The following is a 21685-nucleotide window of genomic DNA, read 5'->3' as shown; positions in this document are numbered from 1 at the left end:
GGGAGGCGGCCCGCCGCCGGCGTTGGGAGGCGGCCCGCCGCCGGCGTTGGGAGGCGGCCCGCCGCCGGCGTTGGGAGGCGGCCCGCCGCCGGCGTTGGGAGGCGGCCCGCCGCCGGCGTTGGGAGGCGGCCCGCCGCCGGCGTTGGGAGGCGGCCCGCCTGATCCGCCCGGTGTGACGGCTGCGTTCGGCGACGCCCGTCCGGCCGCGCGCAGCAGGCCGAAGCTTGCCGCCTGCAGCGACGGCGCCGCGCCTGAAATCGACGTCTCTAGGCGTACGCCCGCCGATCGGGACCCGCCGGGCGGGCCGCTTGCGGTTTCGAGTCCGGCGTCGCCGTCGCCTCCGGGCGCCTCGGTTGGAGCGGCGCCCGGCGCGCTCGGTCGGTCGACGCGCAGCGCGCCGCCCTGTTCGGCGCGTGCGGTCTGCCCCGGTCTGACCAGGGACGGCGGCGTCGCCGGATTGGGCGTGCGCACCTCGACCAGTCCTTCGACCACGTGGACGGCGGCGCTTCCCGTCTCAACCCTGACCGTGAAGCGCGTGCCCTTCACCACGGCGGAAAGGTAAGGCGTCTCCACCTCGAAATGCGGGGCGTCCTTCTTTTCGACGCGCAGAAGCAGGGTCCCGAGGGTCTGCAGGATGCGCGCGCCCAATCCCGGCTGCGCATCCGCCGGCAGGCGCATGCGGCTGTCGGGCGCGACCAGGATTTCGTTCTCGCCGCGGCGCAGCAACACGCGCCCGGTCGCCCCGGTGGTCACCGCGTCGCCGGCCGCGAGCGCGTCCCCGGAGGTCAGTGCGACGGTCTGCACGCCCTCGCGGGCGATCCAGGCGTCGCCGCTGATTTCAACGACGGTCCACCCGCCCGCCTGATCGGCGCGGGCGGGCGGCGCGTCGACGCTGAGGGCGGCGACCGTCAAAAGGACGCCCGCAACCGCGAAATGGGCGCAGCGCCGGCCCAGCCGTGCGCCGACGCCCCTCCCGAAGGCGTTCGTCATGGCGTTGATCCTCCCCCGCCTCGGCGGGTCTCGTGCCTATCGGCGAGCCGAAAAAGTCATGTCGCGCCCGCGCGCCCCAGTCGGAGCGTCATAAAGACTGTTCCATAAATCCTATGACTTCCTTAATGTCCTGGCGACTAAAACCTTAGATTTCCGCGGGATTTCGCCAATTGATGGACGGGATTTTCGGCGAAGTCCCGGATAGAGGGAATAGTCGACGCTGGCGAGGGCGTCTGGGGAGGGCGATGCGGTCGTGAGGATCTTTGCAGCCCGATCGGCGCGGGCGCGTCGCGCCGCAGTCGGCGCCGCTCTGATAGCCGGGGCGGCGCTATCGCTCGGCGCGCCCGCCGCGGCCCAGGAGTCCGGCGCCCAGGCGAGCGGGGCCAACGCCGCGGTCCAACAGCGCGTCGAGGAAGTCCGACCCGGAACGCCTGAGGCCGCGCCGACGGACCCGCAGAGCGGGGCGCCGACCGCCGCCCCGCAGGCTGCGCCGACGCCGCCCGCAGCGCCGGATTTCGTCCTTGCAGGCGTGGTGATTGACGGCGCCGAGGCGCTGCCCGTCGAGACGTTGGCGGCGCTCTACGAGCCTTATCTCGCGCGGATGGTCGACGGCGCGGCGTTGGCCGAGATCGCCGGCGCGATCACCCGGCGCTATCGCGAGGCGGGCTTTATTCTGAGCCGGGCGGAGATCCCCCCGCAGTCGGTGGACGCGGGGATTTTGCGGATTCGCGTCGTCGAAGGCTATATCGGCGCAACGGCGATCGAGGGGCTGGAGGGCGCGGCCGCGGCGCGCGCCAAGGCCCGTCTTGCAGCCGTGGAGGCTGAACGACCGACCCGTCTGTCGACGATCGACCGCGCGATCGCTCTGGTCGAGGAGATGGCGGGCGTCAGCGTGCGCGACAGCCGAGTCGAGGCGCTCGACGACGAGGGGGCGGGAGAGGGCGCGCATCGTCTGATCGTTCAGGCGGCGTTCGAGAAAGCGGACGTCGTTGCGTACGCGGACAATCGCGGCGATCGCGAAGTCGGACCGATGCTGGCCTGGTTCGGCGTCGGCGCGAACGACGCGTTCGGAGCGGGCGAGCGAATCGAAGGCGGCGTCTACACCGTGCCGGACGACCCGCAGGAACTGCTCTATGGCGAGGTGCGCGCCGTCGCGCCGCTGGGATCGGCGGGGACCGTGATCGACTTCGCCCTGTCCGGCAGCGCCAGCGAGTCCGGCGGGAATCAGGACGCGAACGACCTGATCGCGCGCAGCCGAACCGTAACCCTCGGGGCCTCGCATCCGCTGATCCTGAGCAGACGCGAGACGCTCACCCTGCGCGCGGAGGCGCAACTCAGCCGGTTGAGCGAAGAACAGCGCGAGACCCAGACCTACGAGGATCGAACGCGCGTGGCGGCCCTCTCGCTCGACTACCGCCGGACGGGGCTGTTCGAGGGCGCGGATGTCGAGGGCGCGGTGAGACTGGACCAGGGCTTTGACGTGCTGGGGGCGAACGGCGCGGACGATCCGGACAATTCGCTCGCCGACGGATCGGGCGCCTTCACCAGCCTGCAGGCGAACGGCGCCTGGACCCAGGCGCTGCCGGCGCAGCTGTCGACACGGCTGGCGCTCCGCGCTCAGGTCGCAGACCGCGCGCTGCTGACCGGCCGGCAGTTGCAGCTGGGCGGCGCGCGCTTTGGGCGCGCCTACGGCTACGGCGAGGTCGCCGGCGAGCACGGCGCCGCCGGCCTGCTGGAGCTTCGGCGCACCGGCCGCCTCGACGCGTTCGGTCTCGGCGGCTACCAACTGTACGGCTTCTACGATCTGGGCGCTGTGTGGGATCGCACCATGACGGGCGGCTACGACCGAGAATCGCTGACCTCCGCAGGCGTGGGCCTGCGCGTCTGGTCCCCGGGCTACGGCTTCTACGCGGACGCACAGCTCGCCCAACCCTTGACCAGGATCCCGGATGCGACGGACGACGACGCGCCGCGCTTCTTCCTAGGCGTCTCCGGCGATTTCTGAGGTCGCCGCCTCGGCGCGAGTCGGTGTAAAAGAACGTCTCCTCATCCAAGACGCAGCAGCGAGGCCCCCATGCCCGGCAACATGACCTTCGACAACCTCACGGCCGAGGCGGCGGCCGGGACGATCGACACCGTCCTCGTCGCCTTGGTGGACATGCAGGGCCGCCTGATGGGCAAACGCATGCAGGTCGAATATTTCATCGAGTCCGCCTGGGAGGAGACGCACAGCTGCAACTATCTGCTGGCCACAGACCTGGCGATGGAGACGGTTCAGGGCTACAAGGCCACCAGTTGGGAGAAGGGCTACGGCGACTACGTCATGAAGCCCGATCTCGCGACCCTGCGGCGGGTCCCTTGGCTGCCCGGCACGGCGTGCGTGCTGTGCGACGTGCTGGACCATCACGATCACGCGCCCGTGCCGCACAGCCCGCGCGCGATTCTGAAGGGCCAGATCGCCCGGCTTGAGGCGATGGGCCTGAAGGCCATGACGGCGAGCGAGCTGGAGTTCTTCCTCTTCAAGGAGAGCTACGAGGAGGCGCAAGCCAAAGGCTATCGCGGGATCGAGACGATCAGCGCCTACAATGAGGATTACCACATCTTCCAGACCACCAAGGAGGAAGACGTGATGCGCGCCATCCGCACCGGCCTGCAAGCCGCCGGCGTGCCGGTGGAGAATTCCAAGGGCGAAGCGGACGCCGGCCAGGAAGAGATCAACGTCCGCTATTCCGACGCCCTCGACATGGCGGACGCGCACGCCTTCATCAAGAACGCCTGCAAGGAGATCGCCTGGGGCCAGGGCCGCGCGCTGACCTTCCTCGCCAAATGGGCCTATGATCGCGCCGGCAACAGCTGCCATATCCACCAGTCGCTCTGGTCGCCGGAGGGGAAGCCGCTGTTCCACGACCCGCAGAAGCCGCACGGGATGTCCGATCTGATGCGCCATTACGTGGCCGGGCTATTGGCGCACGCCGACGAGATCACCTATTTCCTCGCCCCCTACATCAACAGCTACAAGCGCTTCCAGGCCGGCACCTTCGCGCCCACGAAGGCGGTGTGGAGCCGCGACAACCGCACCGCCGGCTACCGGCTGTGCGGGGAGGGCACGAAAGCGGTGCGCATCGAATGCCGGGTCGGCGGCTCGGACCTCACGCCGCATCTCGCCTACGCCGCCCTGATCGCCGCCGGCCTCGACGGGATTGAGCGCAAGCTGGAGCTGGAGCCGCCGGTCGACGGCGACGTCTACGGCAAGCGCCGGGCGCGCGCGATCCCCACGACGCTGCGCGAGGCGACCGCGAAGCTGAAAGGCTCCAAGATGCTGCGCGCCGCTTTCGGGGACGACGTGATCGATCACTACGTCCACGCCGCGACGTGGGAGCAGATGGAGTACGACCGCCGCGTCACCGACTGGGAGGTGGCGCGCGGATTCGAGCGGGCGTAAGCGGAGCGATTTGAGGATCATGAAGACGATCAGCGGAAATTGGGGCTTCCCCACCAAGGTCTGGGCCGGTCCGGGCCGCATCGAGGAGTTGCCCGCCGCCTGCCGGGAGGCGGGAATCGCGCGCCCGCTTTTCGTCACGGACGAAGGGCTGCGAGACCTGCCCATCGTGCGCGACGCGCTGGCGCGCCTGGAGGCGGCGGGACTGCCGGCGACGCTTTACGCCGACGTGCGCGGCAATCCGGTCGAGCCCAACGTCGCCGGCGGCGTGGCGGCCTATCGCGGCTCCGCGGCGGACGGCGTCGTCGCGTTCGGCGGCGGCTCCGCCCTCGACGTCGGCAAGGCGGTCGCGCTGATGGTCGGCCAAACCCGGCCGATCTGGGATTTTGAGGATGTGGGGGACTGGTGGACCCGGGCGAACGCCGAGGCGATCGCGCCGATCGTCGCCGCGCCGACCACCGCCGGCACCGGCTCGGAGGTCGGGCGCGCCAGCGTCGTCACCCATCCTGAGACGCAGGAGAAGAAGATCATCTTCCATCCGAAGATGCTGCCGGCGGTGGTGATTTCGGACCCGGAGCTGACGGTCGGCCTGCCGCCTCACGTCACGGCTGCGACCGGCCTCGACGCCTTCATTCATTGCTTCGAGGCTTATTGCGCGCCGGGCTTCCACCCGATGGCCGACGGGATCGCGCTGGAAGGCATGCGCCTTATCAAGGACGCCCTGCCGCGCGCCTACGCCGACGGCGGCGACATCGAGGCGCGCGCCGACATGCTGGCCGCCGCCTCGATGGGCGCCACAGCGTTTCAAAAGGGCCTCGGCGGCGTGCATGCGATCAGCCATGCGGTGGGGGCGACCTACGACACCCACCACGGGCTCACCAACGCCGTCGTCTGGCCCTACGTCATGCGCCGGAACGAGGCGGCGATCGCCGAGCGCATGGATCTGCTGGCGCGCGTGCTGGACCTGCCGGGGCGGGATTTCGCGGCGGCGCTGGACTGGGCGCTCGACTTCCGGGCGGCGCTTGGGGTGCCGAACGCGCTGTCCGCGCTCGATGTGCCGGTCGACCGATCCGCTCATATCGGCGATCTGGCGGCGCGCGATCCGTCCGCCGGCGGCAACCCCATTCCGCTGGACGCGGCCGCCTATGCGGAGCTGTTCGTGCAGGCGTCGGAGGGATAGCGCCTCACGCCGCCGCCCGCACGCGTTCGGCCGGCAGCACGATGGTGATGGCGGCGCCGCCTTCCGGCGCGCGGCCGATCTCGATCGCGCCGTCATGCGCTTCGACCAGGCGCTTGGCGATCGGCAGACCCAGGCCCGCCCCTTCGCGGCTGGCCTCGCCGGCGCGGGCTTGAGCGCCGGTTTCGCCGATCTGAACGAACGGCTCCAGCGCCTCGGCCGCCTTGTCCTCCGGGATGCCGGGGCCGTTGTCGGCGACGGTGAGCGCCAGCGCGCCGTCGGCGCGCCGCTCCGCGTCGATCCGGATCGCCCCGTCCACGGGCGTGTAGCGGATCGCGTTGCCGAGAATGTTGATCAGCACCTGACGCAACAGCCGAGGGTCGCCGTAGACCGTCGGCGCCGCAGGATCGATGTCGATCGAGAGCGACTGGCGCTTTTCGCGCAATCGGGCGCGCAGTATCCGCAGGGTGGAGGCGGTGAGCTCGCGCAGTTCGAGCGATTGCTCGTCCAACTCCGCCCCGCCGCTCTCGATGCGCGCGATGTCCAGGATGTCGCCGAGCACCGCCAAAAGATGATGGGAAGAGCTGAGGATGTCGGCCAGATAGGCGCGGTACTTCGGGTTCTCGATCGGCCCGAAAAGCCCCTCGTTCATCACCTCCGCGAACCCGATGATGGCGTTCAGCGGGGTGCGCAGTTCATGGCTCATATTGGCGAGGAACAAGGTCTTGGCGCGGTTCGCCTCCTCCGCTTGAAGGCGCGCCTCCACCGCTTCGCGCCGCAGCCGCTCCAGATCTTTGGTCTGGCGCAGCAGCGCGTGCTCGAATCGCAGGCTGATCAGCACGAGGCCGCCGCCCACCACCAGCAACAGCGCCGCGCCCGCGATGATGAGCAGAAGGGAGTCCGAGCGCGTCGGCCATCCGTCGGCCGGCCCGACCGCAAGGATCCAAGCGCCCGACGGAAGCTCGATCCGTCGCGTCACGGCGTCGTCCGGCGGGGTCGCGGCCGTCCGGTAGACGGCCTGCCCGCCGCGCGCCAGGTCGTCCTCCGCCGCATAAAGCGCCAACGCATAGTCGTCGCCGAGCGCGTCCAGGCCCGAGGCGTCCGCGAACGCGGAGAAATCAAGCACCATTGAGGCCACGCCCCATAGGTCGCCCGGCCCCTCGCCGCCGTCCGGCAGGTATATCGGAAAGCGGGCGATCAAGGCGCGACCGCCCTGCACCAACTCCAGCGGACCGTCGAGGGTGACTTGATTCAGCTCTATCGCTTCGCGCACCTTCGCCCATTGCCGTTCGTTGTCGCGATAGTCCAGCCCGAGCGCCGCGCGGTTCGGCGCGAGCGGATAGATGTGCGTAATGACGAGGTCGCGGGCCAACGCCACGTTACGAAAGACGCCCGTCGCGTCGGCCAGCAGATAGGGGGCGAGCTCCGCGAACCGGTCCTGAGTCAGATTCGGGTTGGCGCGAACGTAGGCGACAAGACCGTGGACGCGCTGGATGTCGGCGTTGATGATGCGCTCCATCTCGACCGCCGCGCGGCTGGCGGCGGTCTCGACGGCGGTTCTCGCGTTGAATCGCGCCTCCTGCAGGCTGAGGCGCTCCGCCGCGACGGCCAGCGCCGCGCAAATCAGCCCGATGAACAGAAAACGCGCCCACGCCTTGCGCGCGATTGAGGCTGCGCCCCCGTCGATGGCGCGGTTCCGAGGGGCGGCGTTTGCGGTCGACATGAAAAGCCGGGCCTTCCCAGGGGCCGATGATTATTTCCGGCGACCCTAAGCCGTTACACGGGGTATGTCATTCTTCCTCTGGTCTGGTCCGGCGCGCGGCGGCATGATGCCCGCCGTGCGGCCCAATCGATCAGGAGGTCATCGCCCGATGTGGAACGAGCGTTACCGCGCCCCCGGCTACCTTTTCGGCGTTGAGCCGGCCCTGTTTCTGCAGCGCGAGCGCGGCCGGCTGACGCCCGGCCTAAAGGCGCTTGCGATCGCGGACGGCGAGGGCCGCAACTCCGTCTTCATGGCCGAACAGGGCTTAGCCGTCGACGCTTTCGACGCGTCTGAGGTGGGGTTGGCGAAAGCGCGCGCGCTCGCCGCCGAGCGCGGCGTCGAGGTCGCCTATCATCTGGCCGGAATCGAGGAGTGGCCGTGGACGCCGGAAGCCTACGACCTTGTTGTCGCGATCTTCATCCAGTTCGCGAGTCCCGCCGAGCGCGGTCCGCTGTTCGACCGCATGAAGGAGACGCTCAAACCCGGCGGAACCCTCTTGCTGCACGGCTATCGCCCGAAGCAGATCGAGTACGGCACCGGCGGCCCGCCGCACGCCGAGAACATGTATGACGAGGCGCTTCTGCGCGACGCCTTCGGCGACCTCGAAATCGAGCGGCTTGAGAGCTACGACCGCGAGATCGACGAGGGGCCGGGCCATTCCGGCATGTCGGCGCTGATCGACCTGGTCGCGCGCAAGCCGGGGTAAGCGGGGCGCACGCTCAGTCTGGACGCGCCTCGTCTGCGTAAAGGGCGGCGAACTCTTCGCTCGGCGGGATCGGCGTGACGACGTCGATCAGCACGCCGTTGGGATCTGCGGTGATGAAGTGGCGCTGGCCGAAAGGCTCGTCTCGCAACGCAAGCTTGATCGGCAGACCGGCGCCCTTCAGCCGCTCGTACTCCGCGGCCGCGTCCGCCACCTCGAAATTCAGCAGCAGGCCGGCGGCGCGACCTCGCCCCTCTTCAGGGATCGTCTCATGATCTCCCTGGAGGATTGCGAGATTGACGGACGCGTCCGCCGTCGACTGCAGATGCACGTACCAGTCAACTTCGAACAGCGGCGCAAAGCCGAAATGCGCGCGATAGAAGGCGGCGGTTTCCGCAACGCGGTCGGTCATGAGGACCGGATAGTACTGGGTCGGTTTCATCGGCTTTGCGCTCCTTTGAAAAACATGCAATCTGCATGTAGGTAATGAATTAACATACAGGCTGCATGCATGCAAAATAAATCGCCGGATCGAACGCCGAACGAGATCCGCAGCGCGCGCACCCGATCGGCCTTGATCGGCGCGGCGCGGGCGCTCTTCGCCGAGAAAGGCTTCGCCGATACCGGCACGCCGGAGATCGTTCGTAGGGCGTCCGTCACACGCGGCGCGCTCTACCACCATTTTGACGACAAGACGGCGCTGTTCCGCGGCGTCGTCGAAGCCGAGGCCGCCGCCGTCGCCGCCGAGATCGAGGCGTCCGCCCGGCGCGCGGTCGGACCGCGTGACGCGCTGGTCCGCGGGGCGGACGGCTATTTCGGGGCGATGGCCGCGCCGGGGCGCGTCCGGCTGATGCTGATCGACGCGCCGGCCGCCCTTGGGCCGGACGCGTTGAGCGTCATCGACGCGGCGACCGGGGGCGGCGTATTGCGCCGCGGGCTCGAAGCGGCGGGCGTCGACGGCCCGGTCGCGGCCCTGGCCGATCTTCTGTCAGCCGCCTTCGACCGCGCCGCGCTCGCCATTGCGACCGGCGCGGACGCCGCTGCTTACCGTGACGCGATTCGCCGGATGATCGACGCCTTGGCGCCGCCGGATCGGACCTAGAGCCGCTTCATCATCACGAAGCAGTCGACGAAGCCGTGGGCCGGATGCGCGAACGCCTCGGGCAGAGTTCCCACGATCTCAAACCCTTCGCGGCGCCACAGGCGCACCGCGCCGTCGTTGGTCGAGACGACGAAGTTGAACTGCATGGCGCGGAAGCAGAGGGCGCGCGCCTCATCCTGGCTATGGCGGCACAGCGCGGTCGCGACGCCGCGCCCGCGGGCGGCCTCGGCCGTCGCGTAGCCGCAGTTGCAGACATGCGCGCCGCGCCCCGGTTGGTTCGCCTTCAGGAAATACGAGCCGAGCACGGCGCCGTCGGCCGCGCAGGCGACGAAACAGGCCGCCGGCGTCTCCAGCCACAGGCCGCGCGCCTCGGCTTCCGCGATGTCGGCTGTGTAGGGATAGGTCTCGCCTCCCGCGAAAATCGGCTTGAGGATCGCCCAGATAGCGGGCCAGTCATCGGCGGTCGCGGAACGGATGGAAATGCCGGGCGGGCTCACAGCGACAGGATGCGGTCGACCCAGCGCGCGACGACGCCGGCGCCGTCGGGCGCGACGGGGGTGAGCGGCGCCTCGTCCCCGCCCTGATCCGGCTGGGTGCGGCGCGCGCGCGGCGGCAGATACTTGTTGGTGGGCCGGCAACCCTGCTCCGGCATCAGGTCGTAGCCGTCGCGGGCTGCCGCCAGCTTGGAGACGTCGCTGTCCGGATCGCCCAGATCGCCGAAGCTGCGCGCGCCGGCCGGGCAGGTGGAGACGCAGGCCGGAACCCGCATGTCGGGCGGCAGATCGCTGTTGTAGATGCGATCCACGCACAGCGTGCACTTCTTCATAACGCCCGCGTCCTCGTCATACTCCCGCGCGCCGTAGGGGCAGGCCCAACTGCACAGCTTGCAGCCGATGCAGGTGTCGGGATTGACCAGCACGATCCCGTCCGCGGTCCGCTTGTAGCTGGCGCCGGTCGGGCAGACGGTCACGCAGGGCGCGTCCTCGCAATGCAGGCAGCTTTTCGGGAAATGCACCGTGCGCCCGGCGCCGGTCTCCTCCACCACCTCGAAGCTGTGGATGCGGTTGAACCAGACGCCGGTCGGATCAAGGCCGTAGGGATCGTGATCCGGCAACGGCGCCGAATGGCCGCCCGCGTTCCATTCCTTGCAATTGACCGCGCAGGCGTGACAGCCGACGCAGATGTCGAGATCGATCACGAGGCCGAGCTTCTTCTCCGGCGCAGCGGCGGGCAGGGCGGTCATCGCTCGCCCTCCGGATCCTCGAGCGGCTCGTCGACGCGTCGGCCGCCGCCGGCCGCCGCCAGACCGAGGCCGCCCTCGACGTAGGCCGCGCGCTGACCGATCCAGTTGGCGCTCGCCGCGGGCGCGCCGCCGCCCGGCGCCGTCAGCGGCCCGACGGCGCGCAGCACGTCCGGGCGTCCGCCTGTCGGCGGCGGTGCGGCGAAGCGCTCGAACATCGGTTCCGTCTCGCCGGCCTCATGCGGCGCGCAGGGCTCCAGGCGCACGCGCAGATCGTACCAGGCGGCCTGGCCGGTCACCGGGTCGGCGTTGGCGTATTTCAGCCCGCCGTCGCGCACCGGCAGCAGATCGTTGATGACGTGGTTCAAAAGGAAGCCCTTGGTCGTCTCCGGCGCGCCCTCGGCGAGGCCCCAGGCGCCCTTGCGCTTGCCGATCGCGTTCCAGGTCCAGACCGTCCCCGGCTCCACGCCGTGCATGCAGCGCACCTGCGCCTTCACCCGCGCGATCGGCGAGACGATCCAGACCCAACCGCCGTTCCTGACCCCGGCGTCGGCGGCCGTGTCGGGATGGACGTAGAGTTGATTGCGCGCCGTGATCTGGCGCAGCCAGGCGTTCTGCGAACCCCAGCTGTGATACATGTGCATCGGCCGTTGGGTGATCGCGGCGATCGGGTATTCGTCCGCGAAGGCTGCGCTCTCAAAGGGCGCGTACCAGAAGGGGACCGGATCGAAGTAGGTTTCGACCCGGCGGCGGTGCGCCTCCGGGGGCTGAAGGGCGCCGTGGCCCTGGGCGGCCAGCCGGAACTTCTGCATCGCTTCGACGTAGAGCCGAAGCACGATCCGATCGTTAGACGGGATCCAGCCCTTGTCGTGGGCGTAATCGAGATAAGCGCGGTTGGCGTGCTTGTGGAACAGCGCCGCGTCCGGCAGCCGCTCATGCCAGAAGCCGCCGTTCTCGACATAGCGTTCCAACTGCTCGGGATTGGCGGCCCCGCGGCCGCCCTGGTTCCCGCCCTCCCCGCGCCAGCCGGCGAGCGGTCCGATCCCCGGCGCGCGCTCGTGATTGGCGATGTAGTCCTTGTAGAGGCCGGGATAGAGCGGCTCGCCCGCCTCGTTCACGAAACCGGGCAGGTTCAGCCGCGCGCCAAGCTCGATCAGGACGTCCTGGAAAGGCCGCACGTCGCGATCGGGCGCGACGACCGGCCGTCGGATCGAATCGGCCGGCCCGTCCGCGCTGCTGATCGGCCGGTCGAGCAGCGAGATGCAGTCCCAGCGCTCCAGATAGGTGGTGTCCGGCAGCACCAAATCGGCGTAGGGCACGGTCTCGGAATAGTAGGCGTCGGAATAGATGATCTTCGGAATCTTGTAGGCGCCGTCCTCGTCCACGTCGGTCAGGTACTTCAAGGTGGCGGGCACGTTCATGGCGCTGTTCCAGCCCATGTTCGCCATGTACATGAACAGCACGTCGATTTCGTACGGGTCGCCCGCCCAGGCGTTGTGCAGCACCATATGCATCAGCCCGTGCGCGGCGATCGGATGCTCCCAGCTGTAGGCCTTGTCGATGCGCTGCGGGGTTCCGTCCGGCGCGACCAGCAGATCCTCCGGGCCCGTTGGAAAGCCGAGCGGCATGCCGGCCAGCGGCAGGTCCGGGCCTTCCGCGGGCTGCGCCGGCTTCGGCCCCGGCGGGCAGGGACGCGGGAAGGGCGGCTTGTGCCGCGACGAGCCGGGCCCGTCGATCGCGCCCAGCATCATCTGCAGCACATGCAGGATGCGGCAGGTGTGGAAGCCGTTGGAATGGGCGGAGATTCCGCGCATGGCGTGCATCGCCACGGGCCGCCCGCGCATGGTCTGGCGCGTCCGTCCGGCCCAATCGGTCCAGGCTATCGGCAGCTCGATCGCCTGCTCGAAGGCGACGTCGGCCAGCTCGCGTGCGATGCGCTTGACGGTCGCAGCCGGGACGCCCGTCTTCTCCGCCGCTGCGTCGGCCGAATAGCTCGGATCCAGGAACCGCTCGGCGATCAGTTGAAAGGCGGGGACGACCGTTCGCCCGTCAGCCAATCTCCGTTCGCCCGCCAGCACGGGCTTGGCGTCCGGGTCGGCGGCGGACGCCGCCTCGCCGCGCGCGCCGTCCCAGACCAGTTCGCGGCCGTCGGCGTCGCGGGCGTAGAGGCCGTCGTCCGGACCGCCCGGATTGCGGATCACCAGGAAGGGCGCGTCGGTCATCGCCGCGAGCCAATCGAAATCCACGCGCTCGGCCTGAAGCAATTCGTGGATCAGCGCGCCGGCGAAGAGGCCGTCGGTCCCGGGACGAACGCCGATCCATTCGTCGGCGATGGCCGAATAGCCCGTGCGCACAGGATTGACGGAGACCACCTTGGCTCCGCGGGTCTTCATCTTGCCGAGGCCGAGCTTGATCGGGTTGCTGTCGTGGTCCTCAGCGACGCCGAACAGCAACAGGTAGCGCGCGCGCTCCCAATCCGGCTCGCCGAACTCCCAGAAGCTGGAGGCGATGGAGTAAAGCCCCGCCGCGGCCATGTTGACCGAGCAGAAGCCGCCGTGCGCCGCGAAATTCTGCGTGCCGAACTTGGCCGCCCACCAGCCGGTGAGCGATTGGCTCTGATCGCGCCCGGTGAAGAAGGCGAGGCGCTTGGGATCTCTGGCGCGCACCTCGCCGAGCCACTCGGCCGCCAGCGCCAGCGCCTCCTCCCACTCGATCTCCTCGAACTCCCCGGAGCCGCGCGGGCCGACGCGCTTCAACGGCTTGGTCAGCCGCGCCGGCGAAAGGTGCTGCATCAACCCGGCCGAGCCCTTGGCGCACAGCACCCCGCGGTTCACCGGATGATCCGGATCGCCGTCGATATAGCGGATGGCGCCGTCCTTCATATGCACGCGGACGCCGCAGCGGCACGCGCACATATAGCAGGTGGTCTTGCGCAGCTCGTCCGCGTAGGGGCGGCTCAGCGGAACGTCGGGCTCTGATCCTTGGGGCATCGGCACCGGGCGGGATTGGGTTGCGGGGGAGGGAAGCCTATACCCGCTAGCGCGCGGTGAAAATAAAAGAGCGCGGGCGCGGTCGGACTCCAGGGCAAATAATTCGGTTGCCAAAATAGTTTTTGACGCGCTGCGGCGCGTCCGCGTAGTTTATTCGGTAACCGAATTATAAGCGAGCGGTCGGCGAACCGCTGTCCAACGGGTGGAGTCGATATCATGCAAGGCGCGCTTTCCACGGCGACGTGGTTCTGGTTGTTCGTTCCGATGTTGAGCGTGCTCGCGCTCTCGATCGCGACCTGGCTCCTCAAGAAGTAAGGGGCCGGCGTTATGACCTCTGGAACGTTTGTCGCCTTCGCGATCTACCTGATCGGCATGTTGGCGATCGGGTTGATCTGTTATCGGCTCACCAAGAATCTGTCCGACTACATCCTCGGCGGGCGGGGTCTCCGGCCGGGCGTGGCCGCTCTCTCGGCGGGCGCCTCCGACATGTCGGGTTGGCTGCTGCTGGGGCTTCCCGGGGCGGTTTACGCCTCCGGGATGAACCAGATCTGGATCGGCATCGGCCTTGTCATCGGGGCCTATCTGAATTGGCAGTTCGTCGCCAAACGGCTGCGCATCTACACCGAGGTGGCGAAGGATTCGATCACCATCCCCGACTATCTCGAAAACCGCTTCGACGACCGCAGCCGCATCCTGCGGATCATCTCGGCGGCGGTGATCCTGCTGTTCTTCACCTTCTACGTCTCCTCCGGGCTGGTCGCCGGCGGCGTGCTGTTCGAAGAGACCTTCGATCTCTCCTACATGTGGGCCTTATGGATCGGGATGCTGGTGATCGTCGGCTACACCTTCCTGGGCGGCTTTCTGGCGGTCAGCTGGACCGACTTCGTCCAGGGAATCCTTATGTTCCTGGCGCTGATCGTCGTGCCGATCATCGCGATCACCGAACTTGGCGGCTGGGACCAAGTCACCGACACGGTCGGCCAGATAGACGCCAGCTACAACGGCGTGATGACCGACATGACCTTCATGGGGATCGTCTCGCTGATGGCCTGGGGCCTCGGCTATTTCGGGCAGCCGCACATCCTGGCCCGCTTCATGGCCGTGCGCAGCCCCTCGGACGTGCCGACCGCGCGGCTCATCAACATGGGCTGGATGATCTTCGGCCTCTACGGCGCGATCTTCGTCGGCTATTCGGGCATCGCCTTCTTCGCCGACAATCCGCTGCAGAACAGCGAGACGGTCTTCATCGAGTTCGTCCAGGTGCTGTTCCACCCCTGGGTCTCCGGCTTTCTGCTGGCGGCGATCCTGGCGGCGATCATGAGCACGATCGACAGCCAGCTGCTGGTCTGCTCCTCCGCGCTGACGGAGGATCTCTACAAGGCCTTCCTGCGCAAGGATGCGAGCCAGAAGGAATTGGTGCAGGTCAGCCGGTTCGCCGTGATCGGGATCGCGTTGCTGGCGACGGTCCTTGCGATGGACAAGGACAGCAAGGTCCTCGACCTCGTCAGCTACGCCTGGGCCGGATTCGGCGCGGCGTTCGGGCCGATCGTCATCTTGTCGCTGTTCTGGCGCGGGCTGACGCGCAACGGCGCGGCGGTCGGCATCCTGGTCGGGGCCGTCACGGTGGTGGTCTGGAAGCAGCTGTCGGGCGGTCTGTTGGATCTCTATGAGATCGTGCCGGGCTTCATCCTGTGCGCGCTTGCAGCCGTCGCGGTCAGCCTGATGCAGGGCCGCCCTGCGCAGAGCGTGCTCGACGACTACGACCGCACCCAGCGGGCCGTAAAGACCGGTCGGATCGAGCCTTCCGAGTGACGCAGCCCAGGAATGGGGACGCCGGGGAAGCGGCTTTTCGGCCGCTTCCCTGGTCAACTCCCGCCGGGCGCGTTAAGTGTGAATGCAGATGGCGCGAAGCGGGGCGGCCGGCCTGAAAAGCGCCGGCGGGCGCGAAACGGCGTCGCACGAAGCACGACCAGGCAGGGAGAAAAACATGGCCGCATCGATGGTGTTCAAGCAGCCGCTGGCCGCGCGCAGCGACCTGCGTCAGGCGATCGACCGTCACTATCGGGCGGACGAGACGGACTGCGTGGAGGCGCTGCTGGCCCAGCTCGACCTCGCCGAGCAGGCGCGCACCAATATCGACAACTATGCGGCCAAGCTGGTCGAGAGCGTGCGGGCGGAGACCGCGCACCAGGGTGGAATCGACGCCTTCCTGCACGAATACGGCCTGTCGACGCAGGAGGGGGTGCTGCTGATGTGCGTCGCGGAGGCGCTTTTGCGCATCCCCGACGACGACACGCGCGAGCGGCTGATCCGCGACAAACTGGGCACGGCCGATTGGAAGAAGCATCTCGGCCATTCCTCCTCGCTGTTCGTCAACGCGTCGACCTGGGCGCTGATGATGACCGGCAAGGTCGTCGGCATGCACGGCTACAAGGGGCGTTCGCCGGACGCCGTAATGCGCCGGTTGGTGGCGCGCCTGGGCGAGCCGGTGGTGCGCGAGAGCGTCAATCAGGCGATGCGCATCATGGGCCGCCAGTTCGTCATGGGCCGCACCATCGACGAGGCGCTGAACCGTGCGGAAAGCTTTGAGGAGCGCGGCTACAGCTACAGCTACGACATGCTGGGCGAGGCGGCGCGCACGATGGAGGACGCCAAGCGCTACTATCGCTCCTACAAGGAGGCGATCGAGAAGATCGGCGAGCGCGCCAAAGGCCGCGGGCCGATCAAGGGACCGGGCATTTCGGTCAAGCTGTCGGCGCTGCATCCGCGCTACGAGGTCGGCCATTACGGCCGCGTGATGGACGAGCTGGTCCCGCGCTTGCGGGCGCTCTGCAAGGACGCCGCGAAATACGACATCGGCCTCAACATCGACGCGGAAGAGGCCGACCGCCTCGACATCTCGCTCGATTGCATCGAGGCGATCTCGGAGGATCCGGAGCTGAAGGACTGGCAGGGCTTCGGGGTTGTGGTTCAGGCCTATCAGAAGCGCGCGCCCTTCGTGCTCGATTATCTCGCCGACATGGCGGCGCGCCACGGTCGGCGCTTCATGGTGCGCCTGGTGAAAGGCGCCTACTGGGACATGGAGATCAAGCGCGCCCAGGAGATGGGCGTCGAGGGCTATCCGGTCTTCACGCGCAAGGCCAACACCGACGTCTCTTATCTCGCCTGCGCGCGCAAGCTGTTCGCCAACACCGACGCTTTCTTCCCGCAGCTCGCCACGCACAACGCGCATTCGATCGCCGCCGTGCTGGAGTTCGCGGGCAACAGCCGCGACTTCGAATTCCAGCGCCTGCACGGCATGGGCGAGGAGCTCTACGAGCAGGTCGTCGAGACCGACGAGGTCGGGGCCGGCTGCCGGATCTACGCGCCGGTCGGCCAGCACGAGGATCTGCTGGCCTATCTGGTGCGCCGCCTGTTGGAGAACGGGGCCAACAGCTCCTTTGTGAACCGCATGCAGGATGTGCAGACGCCGGTCGAGGAGATCATCGCCGATCCGATCAAGACCGTCGCCGCCTATCGCCGCAAGCCGCACCCGCGCATCCCGCTGCCGGTCGACATCTACGGATCCGACCGCCCGAACGCGATGGGCGTCGATTTGAGCGATCTCACAGTGCTCGACCGCCTGCGCGAGGCGATGACGCCGGTGGCTGAGGAAAGCCATCGCGCCCGGCCGATCGTCGCCGGCCAGGAGGCCGACGGGCAGGACGACAAGCAGGTCGTCGCGCCGCAGAACCATTCGCGCGCCATCGGCGAGACCAGCGAAGCCACGCCGGAGCAGATCGAAAAGGCGCTCGACACGGCGGCGAAGGCCGCGCCCGAATGGGCCGCCCGGCCGGCCGAAGAGCGCGCAGCCTGTCTTGAGGCGGCCGCCGATCTGATGGAACAGGACATGGCGCGCCTGATGGGCTTGTGCGTCGTGGAGGCCGGCAAGACGATGAACGACGCGGTCGCCGAGATTCGCGAGGCGATCGATTTCTGCCGCTACTACGCCCAACGCGCCCGGACCGATCTGGCCAAGGGCGTGCGTCTGCGCGCCCCGGACGGGCAGGGCGGGGACTTGGCGCTGAAGGGCGGCGGGGTCTTCACCTGCATCAGCCCCTGGAACTTCCCCTTCGCCATCTTCAACGGCCAAGTGACGGCGGCGCTGGTCGCCGGCAACGCCGTCATCGCCAAGCCGGCGGAACAGACGCCCCTGATCGCGGCCGAAGCCGTGCGCCTGCTGCACCGCGCGGGCGTGCCGGGCGAGGTGCTGCACCTGCTGCCCGGAGACGGCGCGCGGGTCGGCGGCGCGCTGGTGCAGGATCCGCGCGTGACCGGCGTCTGTTTCACCGGCTCGACCGAGGTGGCGAAGCTGATCAACCGAACGCTGGCCAAACGCCCGGGCGAAACGCCGCCGCTGATCGCCGAGACGGGCGGGCAGAATGCGATGATCGTGGATTCCACCGCGCTCACCGAACAGGTCACCCGCGACGTTGTGATCTCCGCCTTCCAGAGCGCGGGCCAGCGCTGTTCGGCCCTGCGCGTGCTCTACGTCCAGGACGACGTGGCCAAGCGCACGATGGAGATGATCGCCGGCGCGATGGAGGAGCTGACGATCAGCGACCCGGCCTTCGTGTCCACCGATATCGGCCCGGTGATCGACGAGGAAGCCCAGTCGATGCTGAACAGCCATATCAAGCGCATGATCGGCGAGGGCAATGAGATCAAGCGCGCCCGCCTGGGCGCCGGGACGGACGCCGGCAGCTTCGTCCCGCCGGCCGCCTTCGAGATCGACGATATCTCCGTCCTGCAGCGCGAGGTCTTCGGCCCGATCCTGCACGTGGTGCGCTACAAGGCCGACAAGCTGGACAAGGTCGTGGACGCGATCAACGCGACCGGCTACGGGCTGACGCTCGGGGTCCACACGCGCATCGACGAGACCTGGCGTCAGATCTTCGCCAAGGCGCGGGTCGGCAACACCTACGTCAACCGCAACCAGATCGGCGCCATCGTCGGCGTGCAGCCGTTCGGCGGTCAGGGGCTCTCCGGCACCGGCCCGAAAGCGGGCGGGCCGCACTATCTGCACCGCTTCTCGGCTGAGGTGAACGGCGGGGGCGAAGCGTCCGACGGCGGTTGGGAAGGGGGCCTCGATCCCTCCGCCAAGCTCGTCTCCGCGGACGGCCTGAAGGCGGCGATGACGCTGCTCCAACGCGAGGGCGGCGAGTGGCTGGAAGAGGTTGAAGACCGCGCGGAGACGCTTGAGGACGCCGCCGATGCGCTCGAGAAGAACGGCGGCGCCGTCAAGGCGCTCGCCGGCGCGAGCGAAGCGGAACTGACGCGCGCCGCCGGCTTCCTGCGCGCCTACGCCGCGCAGGTGACGGCCGAGTTCGCCGAGCCGATGGCGTTGCCCGGCCCGACCGGCGAGCGCAACGAGATGGACCTCTGGCCGCGCGGCCCGGTGGCCTGTCTGGCGGGCGAGGGGCCGCGGGCGGTCAGCGCGCTGATCGCGCAAGCCGGCGCGGCGCTTGCGGCCGGCAATGCGGCGCTGATCTGGCACCCGACCGACGGGGTGGCGGAAGCCGTTGCGGCGCTTTTCCAGAAGGCCGGCGCGCCGAAATCTGCGGCGATTGCGGTGGCGGCTGGAAAGGATCGCGCGCTGACCGACCTCGCCGCGGCCGGTCAGGTGGAGGCGGTCGCCTTCGCGGGGCCGTTTGACGCGGCCTGCGCGATCAACGCCGCTTTGGCCGAGGGCGACGGTCCGATCCGGCCGCTGATCTTGTTCCGCGAAAGCCCGACGGAAGCGCCGGGCGAAGAAGCAGGCCTCGGCCTGCCGCTGGCGGGCGGTCCGCACTACCTCCATCGCTTCGTGCACGAACGCTCGCTCAGCATCGATACGACCGCCTCCGGCGGCAATGCGTCGCTGCTGTCGATGGAGGAGGGCGGCGGTCGCTCGCTCCCCGGCGAACAGTAGATCCATCGCCGGATCGGCGCGTGAAAAACGCCCGCCCCCCCAAATGCGGGGGGCGGGCGTTTTCGTTTCGGCGCATATCCGTGTCCGCGAGCGTCAGCGCGCCGCCGATCTTGGAGACCTGCGACCATGAGCCTTTCGGAAATCGCCGCCGGCTATACGGCGGCCTCTCCCATCGCGCGAAGCGCCGCCCCGGTCGAGGCGGGGCGACTCGCCCCTCCGGCGGACGACCAGTTCGACGTTCAACTCGCCAAGAAGCGCCGGCCCGGCTTTGTCGAAGACACGCCCGCCCTGATCTTCGAGCCGCTGCGTCAGGGCTTGGCCGCTGAAACCGCTCTGGCCGCCGGCGCGCAGCAGCGGCGGCCGAGCGCGCAGACGCCCCCCGGCGCTCAAGCTCTGCAGGACGTCGCAAGCCAGGCGCTGCAAGCCCGGCGCGCCTACGGCGGGGGCGACGGCGGAGCGACCCCCGCGCGTGCGGACCGGTCCGAGGCCGTCGATCAGTCGGCGGCGGGCGGCTCCGTCGATCAGCCCGCCGGCGGGTCTGACGGAGGAGGCGCTCTCGCCGGCCCCGCGATCGGGCGCGCGACGGTCGCCGCGCTGTCGGACGGGACGGCGCCGGCCGGCGCCTCGGAGCCCGCGCGCGCAGCGAGCGGCGCGAGCGCGATCAGACCCTTGGGAAGCCAATTGGACCTCGCGGCGTAAGGGCGCCGCGCGCGAAGGAGAACGACTGTGCAGATTGACCTCCACGACGCGAGCTCGTTGGCGCAAATTTGGGAATACGGCCTACTCGGCGCATCCGCCGACGGCGCTGACGCGTTTGCGCGACGGGCGGTGCGGCTCGTCCCGGGCGTTAGCGCCGCGCTGGCCCTGACGACGGTCGGCGAGCGCCCGTGGATCGTCGCGGCGGCGGGACGGGCCGAGGCCCGCGTCCGCGAGGCCGCGCCGTTTATGACGCGGCTTGCCGAAGCGCGACGGGCGCTGGTCGTGCCGGATGTCGCGATCGCCTCAGCGTCGGTGTCGCGGACAACGGTGCGCCCACGCGCCGCTCTTCGGTTTCTGGCCGGCGCGCCGCTGTTCGACGAGCGCGCAGCGGTCGTCGGCGCGCTGTGTCTGTTCGACGAGAGGCCGGGCGCGCCTTTGGCCCCGGACACCGCGGACGCTCTGTGCGCCTTGGCCAAAGAGGCGGGCGACTGGCTGATCCGGCGGCGCGCCGAGCGTAGGGGCCTCGTCGACATCGGCGTCGCGCGCGCGGCGGCCTGACCTAACGCGCGGCCGCCGCGCTCAGCACCGCTTGGACCAACTCGGCTTGGCGGCTGACGCCGACCTTCATGAAGATCTGTTTCAGGTAGCTGCGCGCCGTGGTCTTCGTCACGCTGCAAGCCTCGGCCGCCTCAGTCAGGTCAAGCCCCCCCGCCAGCGCCGCGGTCAAGCGCGCCTCCGAGGGCGTCAGCCCGAACATCTGGGCGATCAACTCGGGCGACAGCGGCGCCGGCGCGTCCGGATCGGTGACGAAAAGCAAAATACGGCCCGCCTCGTCGAACGGCATCAGGACGAGCCGGAGCGGCGTCGCCGCCTCGGTCCGTTCGATCGACAATGCGACGCTCTCCTGCTGCGCGACAGCCTCGCGCCGGGCCGCCGCCAAAGCCTCCGAATCGGCGCGACGTTCGGCCCGGCAGACGCCGGCCGAATCCAGCATCAACCCGTCGCGTGCGGCCAGCAACGCGCCGCCGCGTTGGTTTGCGAAGACGACCGCGCCGCCCTGGTCGATGACGACCACGCCGACCGCCAAGCGGTCCAACGCCTGGTCCCCGACGCCGGCGGTCCCCTGGCCTGCCGGGCGGCTTTGCGCCAGCGCCTCCTCCACCCCCGCGATGAGATCGTCGGTCGGGCAGGGCTTCACATAATAGCGAAACGCCTTGGCCCGGTTGATCGCGGCCTGTGCGGCGGCGAAATCGTTGCAGCCTGAGAGGATGAGAATCGGACAATCGACGCCGGCCGCGCGCATCTTCTCCGCCAGCGCCAGCCCGTCGAGCTCGGGCATCAGCAGGTCCAGGACGGCCACCGCAGGCGGCGAGCGCGTCGCCTGCGCCAAGGCGGCGCGCGGGTCCTGCTGGAAGGCGGGAGTCCACGATATCTGGCGGCGACGGAGATTTCGAGCCAGCGCCTCGTGAACCGCCGGCTCGTCGTCAACGAATAGAACGGTGGGCGGATCGCTCATTAACCTTTCGCCCGCATTTTTGCGCTATGCCAGAATGGCAGACTAACGAAGGCGTGCGCCCCGCGAAAGCGCGGAGGCCGCGCGTCGCGCGTTTTCGGGCGCTCGGGGGCGGGATTT

At 69.1% G+C, this 21685-nt stretch carries 16 protein-coding genes; 9 read left to right on the top strand and 7 right to left on the bottom strand.

The annotated features are described in order from the left end of the window. Positions 1–990, bottom strand: a 990-nt coding sequence (locus RIB45_RS15715) for a FecR family protein (protein ID WP_350051392.1), incomplete at its 3' end; no start/stop codon positions are given. A 253-nt stretch (positions 991–1243) separates the two neighbouring features. On the opposite strand from RIB45_RS15715, the gene RIB45_RS15710 reads away from it, so the two are divergent. From RIB45_RS15710 to RIB45_RS15700, 3 genes are all read left to right on the top strand, one after another. Then, on the top strand, positions 1244–2995 hold the full coding sequence (locus tag RIB45_RS15710; RefSeq protein ID WP_350051391.1) for a ShlB/FhaC/HecB family hemolysin secretion/activation protein: 1752 nt from the start codon (positions 1244–1246) through the stop codon (positions 2993–2995). 69 nt (positions 2996–3064) lie between these two features. Continuing rightward, positions 3065–4432, top strand: a complete 1368-nt coding sequence (locus RIB45_RS15705; RefSeq protein ID WP_350051390.1) for a glutamine synthetase family protein — start codon at positions 3065–3067, stop codon at positions 4430–4432. A 19-nt stretch (positions 4433–4451) separates the two neighbouring features. Continuing rightward, a complete protein-coding gene (locus tag RIB45_RS15700) occupies positions 4452–5609 on the top strand; it encodes an iron-containing alcohol dehydrogenase (RefSeq protein ID WP_350051388.1) in 1158 nt (385 codons plus the stop codon). A gap of 4 nt (positions 5610–5613) precedes the next feature. Here RIB45_RS15700 and RIB45_RS15695 read toward each other — a convergent pair whose 3' ends face one another. Beyond that, positions 5614–7329 carry a sensor histidine kinase gene (locus RIB45_RS15695; RefSeq protein ID WP_350051387.1) on the bottom strand — a complete coding sequence of 572 codons (1716 nt, stop codon included), beginning with the start codon at positions 7327–7329 and terminating at the stop codon, positions 5614–5616. A gap of 148 nt (positions 7330–7477) precedes the next feature. Between RIB45_RS15695 and RIB45_RS15690 the strand changes: the two genes are divergently transcribed. Continuing rightward, complete coding sequence (locus tag RIB45_RS15690) at positions 7478–8074, top strand: SAM-dependent methyltransferase (protein WP_350051385.1); 597 nt, start codon at positions 7478–7480, stop codon at positions 8072–8074. Positions 8075–8087: 13 nt separating this feature from the next. On the opposite strand, the gene RIB45_RS15685 is transcribed toward RIB45_RS15690, so the two are convergent. After that, the gene (locus RIB45_RS15685) at positions 8088–8513 is read right to left on the bottom strand and encodes a VOC family protein (protein ID WP_350051384.1); all 426 of its coding nucleotides are present in this window, start codon (positions 8511–8513) and stop codon (positions 8088–8090) included. A 69-nt stretch (positions 8514–8582) separates the two neighbouring features. Between RIB45_RS15685 and RIB45_RS15680 the strand changes: the two genes are divergently transcribed. Further along, the gene (locus RIB45_RS15680; RefSeq protein WP_350051383.1) at positions 8583–9173 is read left to right on the top strand and encodes a TetR/AcrR family transcriptional regulator; all 591 of its coding nucleotides are present in this window, start codon (positions 8583–8585) and stop codon (positions 9171–9173) included. On the opposite strand, the gene RIB45_RS15675 is transcribed toward RIB45_RS15680, so the two are convergent. From RIB45_RS15675 to RIB45_RS15665, 3 genes are read right to left on the bottom strand one after another with little or no spacing between them, the layout of a single operon-like run. Beyond that, positions 9170–9670, bottom strand: a complete 501-nt coding sequence (locus RIB45_RS15675) for a GNAT family N-acetyltransferase (RefSeq protein ID WP_350051382.1) — start codon at positions 9668–9670, stop codon at positions 9170–9172. The genes RIB45_RS15680 and RIB45_RS15675 overlap by 4 nt on opposite strands. Beyond that, positions 9667–10416, bottom strand: a complete 750-nt coding sequence (locus tag RIB45_RS15670; protein ID WP_350051381.1) for a 4Fe-4S dicluster domain-containing protein — start codon at positions 10414–10416, stop codon at positions 9667–9669. Before RIB45_RS15670 ends, RIB45_RS15675 begins: the two co-directional genes overlap by 4 nt. After that, positions 10413–13403 (bottom strand): molybdopterin oxidoreductase family protein, encoded by a 2991-nt coding sequence (locus RIB45_RS15665; protein WP_350051380.1) that lies wholly within the window; start codon positions 13401–13403, stop codon positions 10413–10415. Before RIB45_RS15665 ends, RIB45_RS15670 begins: the two co-directional genes overlap by 4 nt. Before the next feature lie 327 nt (positions 13404–13730). On the opposite strand from RIB45_RS15665, the gene putP reads away from it, so the two are divergent. From putP to RIB45_RS15645, 4 genes are all read left to right on the top strand, one after another. After that, positions 13731–15215: a sodium/proline symporter PutP gene (gene putP, locus RIB45_RS15660; RefSeq protein ID WP_350051378.1), complete on the top strand. Its 1485-nt coding sequence runs from the start codon at positions 13731–13733 to the stop codon at positions 15213–15215. A gap of 175 nt (positions 15216–15390) precedes the next feature. Further along, entirely contained in the window at positions 15391–19353 is a 3963-nt protein-coding gene (gene putA / locus RIB45_RS15655) for a bifunctional proline dehydrogenase/L-glutamate gamma-semialdehyde dehydrogenase PutA (protein WP_350051377.1), read from the top strand. 126 nt (positions 19354–19479) lie between these two features. Beyond that, positions 19480–20052 carry a hypothetical protein gene (locus RIB45_RS15650; RefSeq protein ID WP_350051376.1) on the top strand — a complete coding sequence of 191 codons (573 nt, stop codon included), beginning with the start codon at positions 19480–19482 and terminating at the stop codon, positions 20050–20052. Between the two features lie 27 nt (positions 20053–20079). After that, a complete protein-coding gene (locus tag RIB45_RS15645; RefSeq protein ID WP_350051374.1) occupies positions 20080–20610 on the top strand; it encodes a hypothetical protein in 531 nt (176 codons plus the stop codon). Position 20611: 1 nt separating this feature from the next. On the opposite strand, the gene RIB45_RS15640 is transcribed toward RIB45_RS15645, so the two are convergent. Continuing rightward, positions 20612–21568, bottom strand: a complete 957-nt coding sequence (locus RIB45_RS15640; protein WP_350051373.1) for a response regulator — start codon at positions 21566–21568, stop codon at positions 20612–20614. Positions 21569–21685: the final 117 nt, after the last annotated feature.

The organism is Marivibrio sp., assembly GCF_040218065.1.
In the GTDB taxonomy this organism is placed as follows: domain Bacteria; phylum Pseudomonadota; class Alphaproteobacteria; order UBA8366; family Aestuariispiraceae; genus Marivibrio.
Note: the sequence above shows the minus strand (reverse complement) of the source record. Positions and strands in the feature narration are given on the sequence as shown.

Coding starts and splice junctions, on each gene's coding strand:
- RIB45_RS15705 (WP_350051390.1), top strand. CDS start 3,065: ATGCCCGGCAACATGACCTTCGACAACCTCACGGCCGAGGCGGCGGCC.
- RIB45_RS15700 (WP_350051388.1), top strand. CDS start 4,452: ATGAAGACGATCAGCGGAAATTGGGGCTTCCCCACCAAGGTCTGGGCC.
- RIB45_RS15695 (WP_350051387.1), bottom strand. CDS start 7,329: ATGTCGACCGCAAACGCCGCCCCTCGGAACCGCGCCATCGACGGGGGC.
- RIB45_RS15690 (WP_350051385.1), top strand. CDS start 7,478: ATGTGGAACGAGCGTTACCGCGCCCCCGGCTACCTTTTCGGCGTTGAG.
- RIB45_RS15685 (WP_350051384.1), bottom strand. CDS start 8,513: ATGAAACCGACCCAGTACTATCCGGTCCTCATGACCGACCGCGTTGCG.
- RIB45_RS15680 (WP_350051383.1), top strand. CDS start 8,583: ATGCAAAATAAATCGCCGGATCGAACGCCGAACGAGATCCGCAGCGCG.
- RIB45_RS15670 (WP_350051381.1), bottom strand. CDS start 10,416: ATGACCGCCCTGCCCGCCGCTGCGCCGGAGAAGAAGCTCGGCCTCGTG.
- RIB45_RS15665 (WP_350051380.1), bottom strand. CDS start 13,403: ATGCCCCAAGGATCAGAGCCCGACGTTCCGCTGAGCCGCCCCTACGCG.
- putP (WP_350051378.1), top strand. CDS start 13,731: ATGACCTCTGGAACGTTTGTCGCCTTCGCGATCTACCTGATCGGCATG.
- putA (WP_350051377.1), top strand. CDS start 15,391: ATGGCCGCATCGATGGTGTTCAAGCAGCCGCTGGCCGCGCGCAGCGAC.
- RIB45_RS15650 (WP_350051376.1), top strand. CDS start 19,480: ATGAGCCTTTCGGAAATCGCCGCCGGCTATACGGCGGCCTCTCCCATC.
- RIB45_RS15640 (WP_350051373.1), bottom strand. CDS start 21,568: ATGAGCGATCCGCCCACCGTTCTATTCGTTGACGACGAGCCGGCGGTT.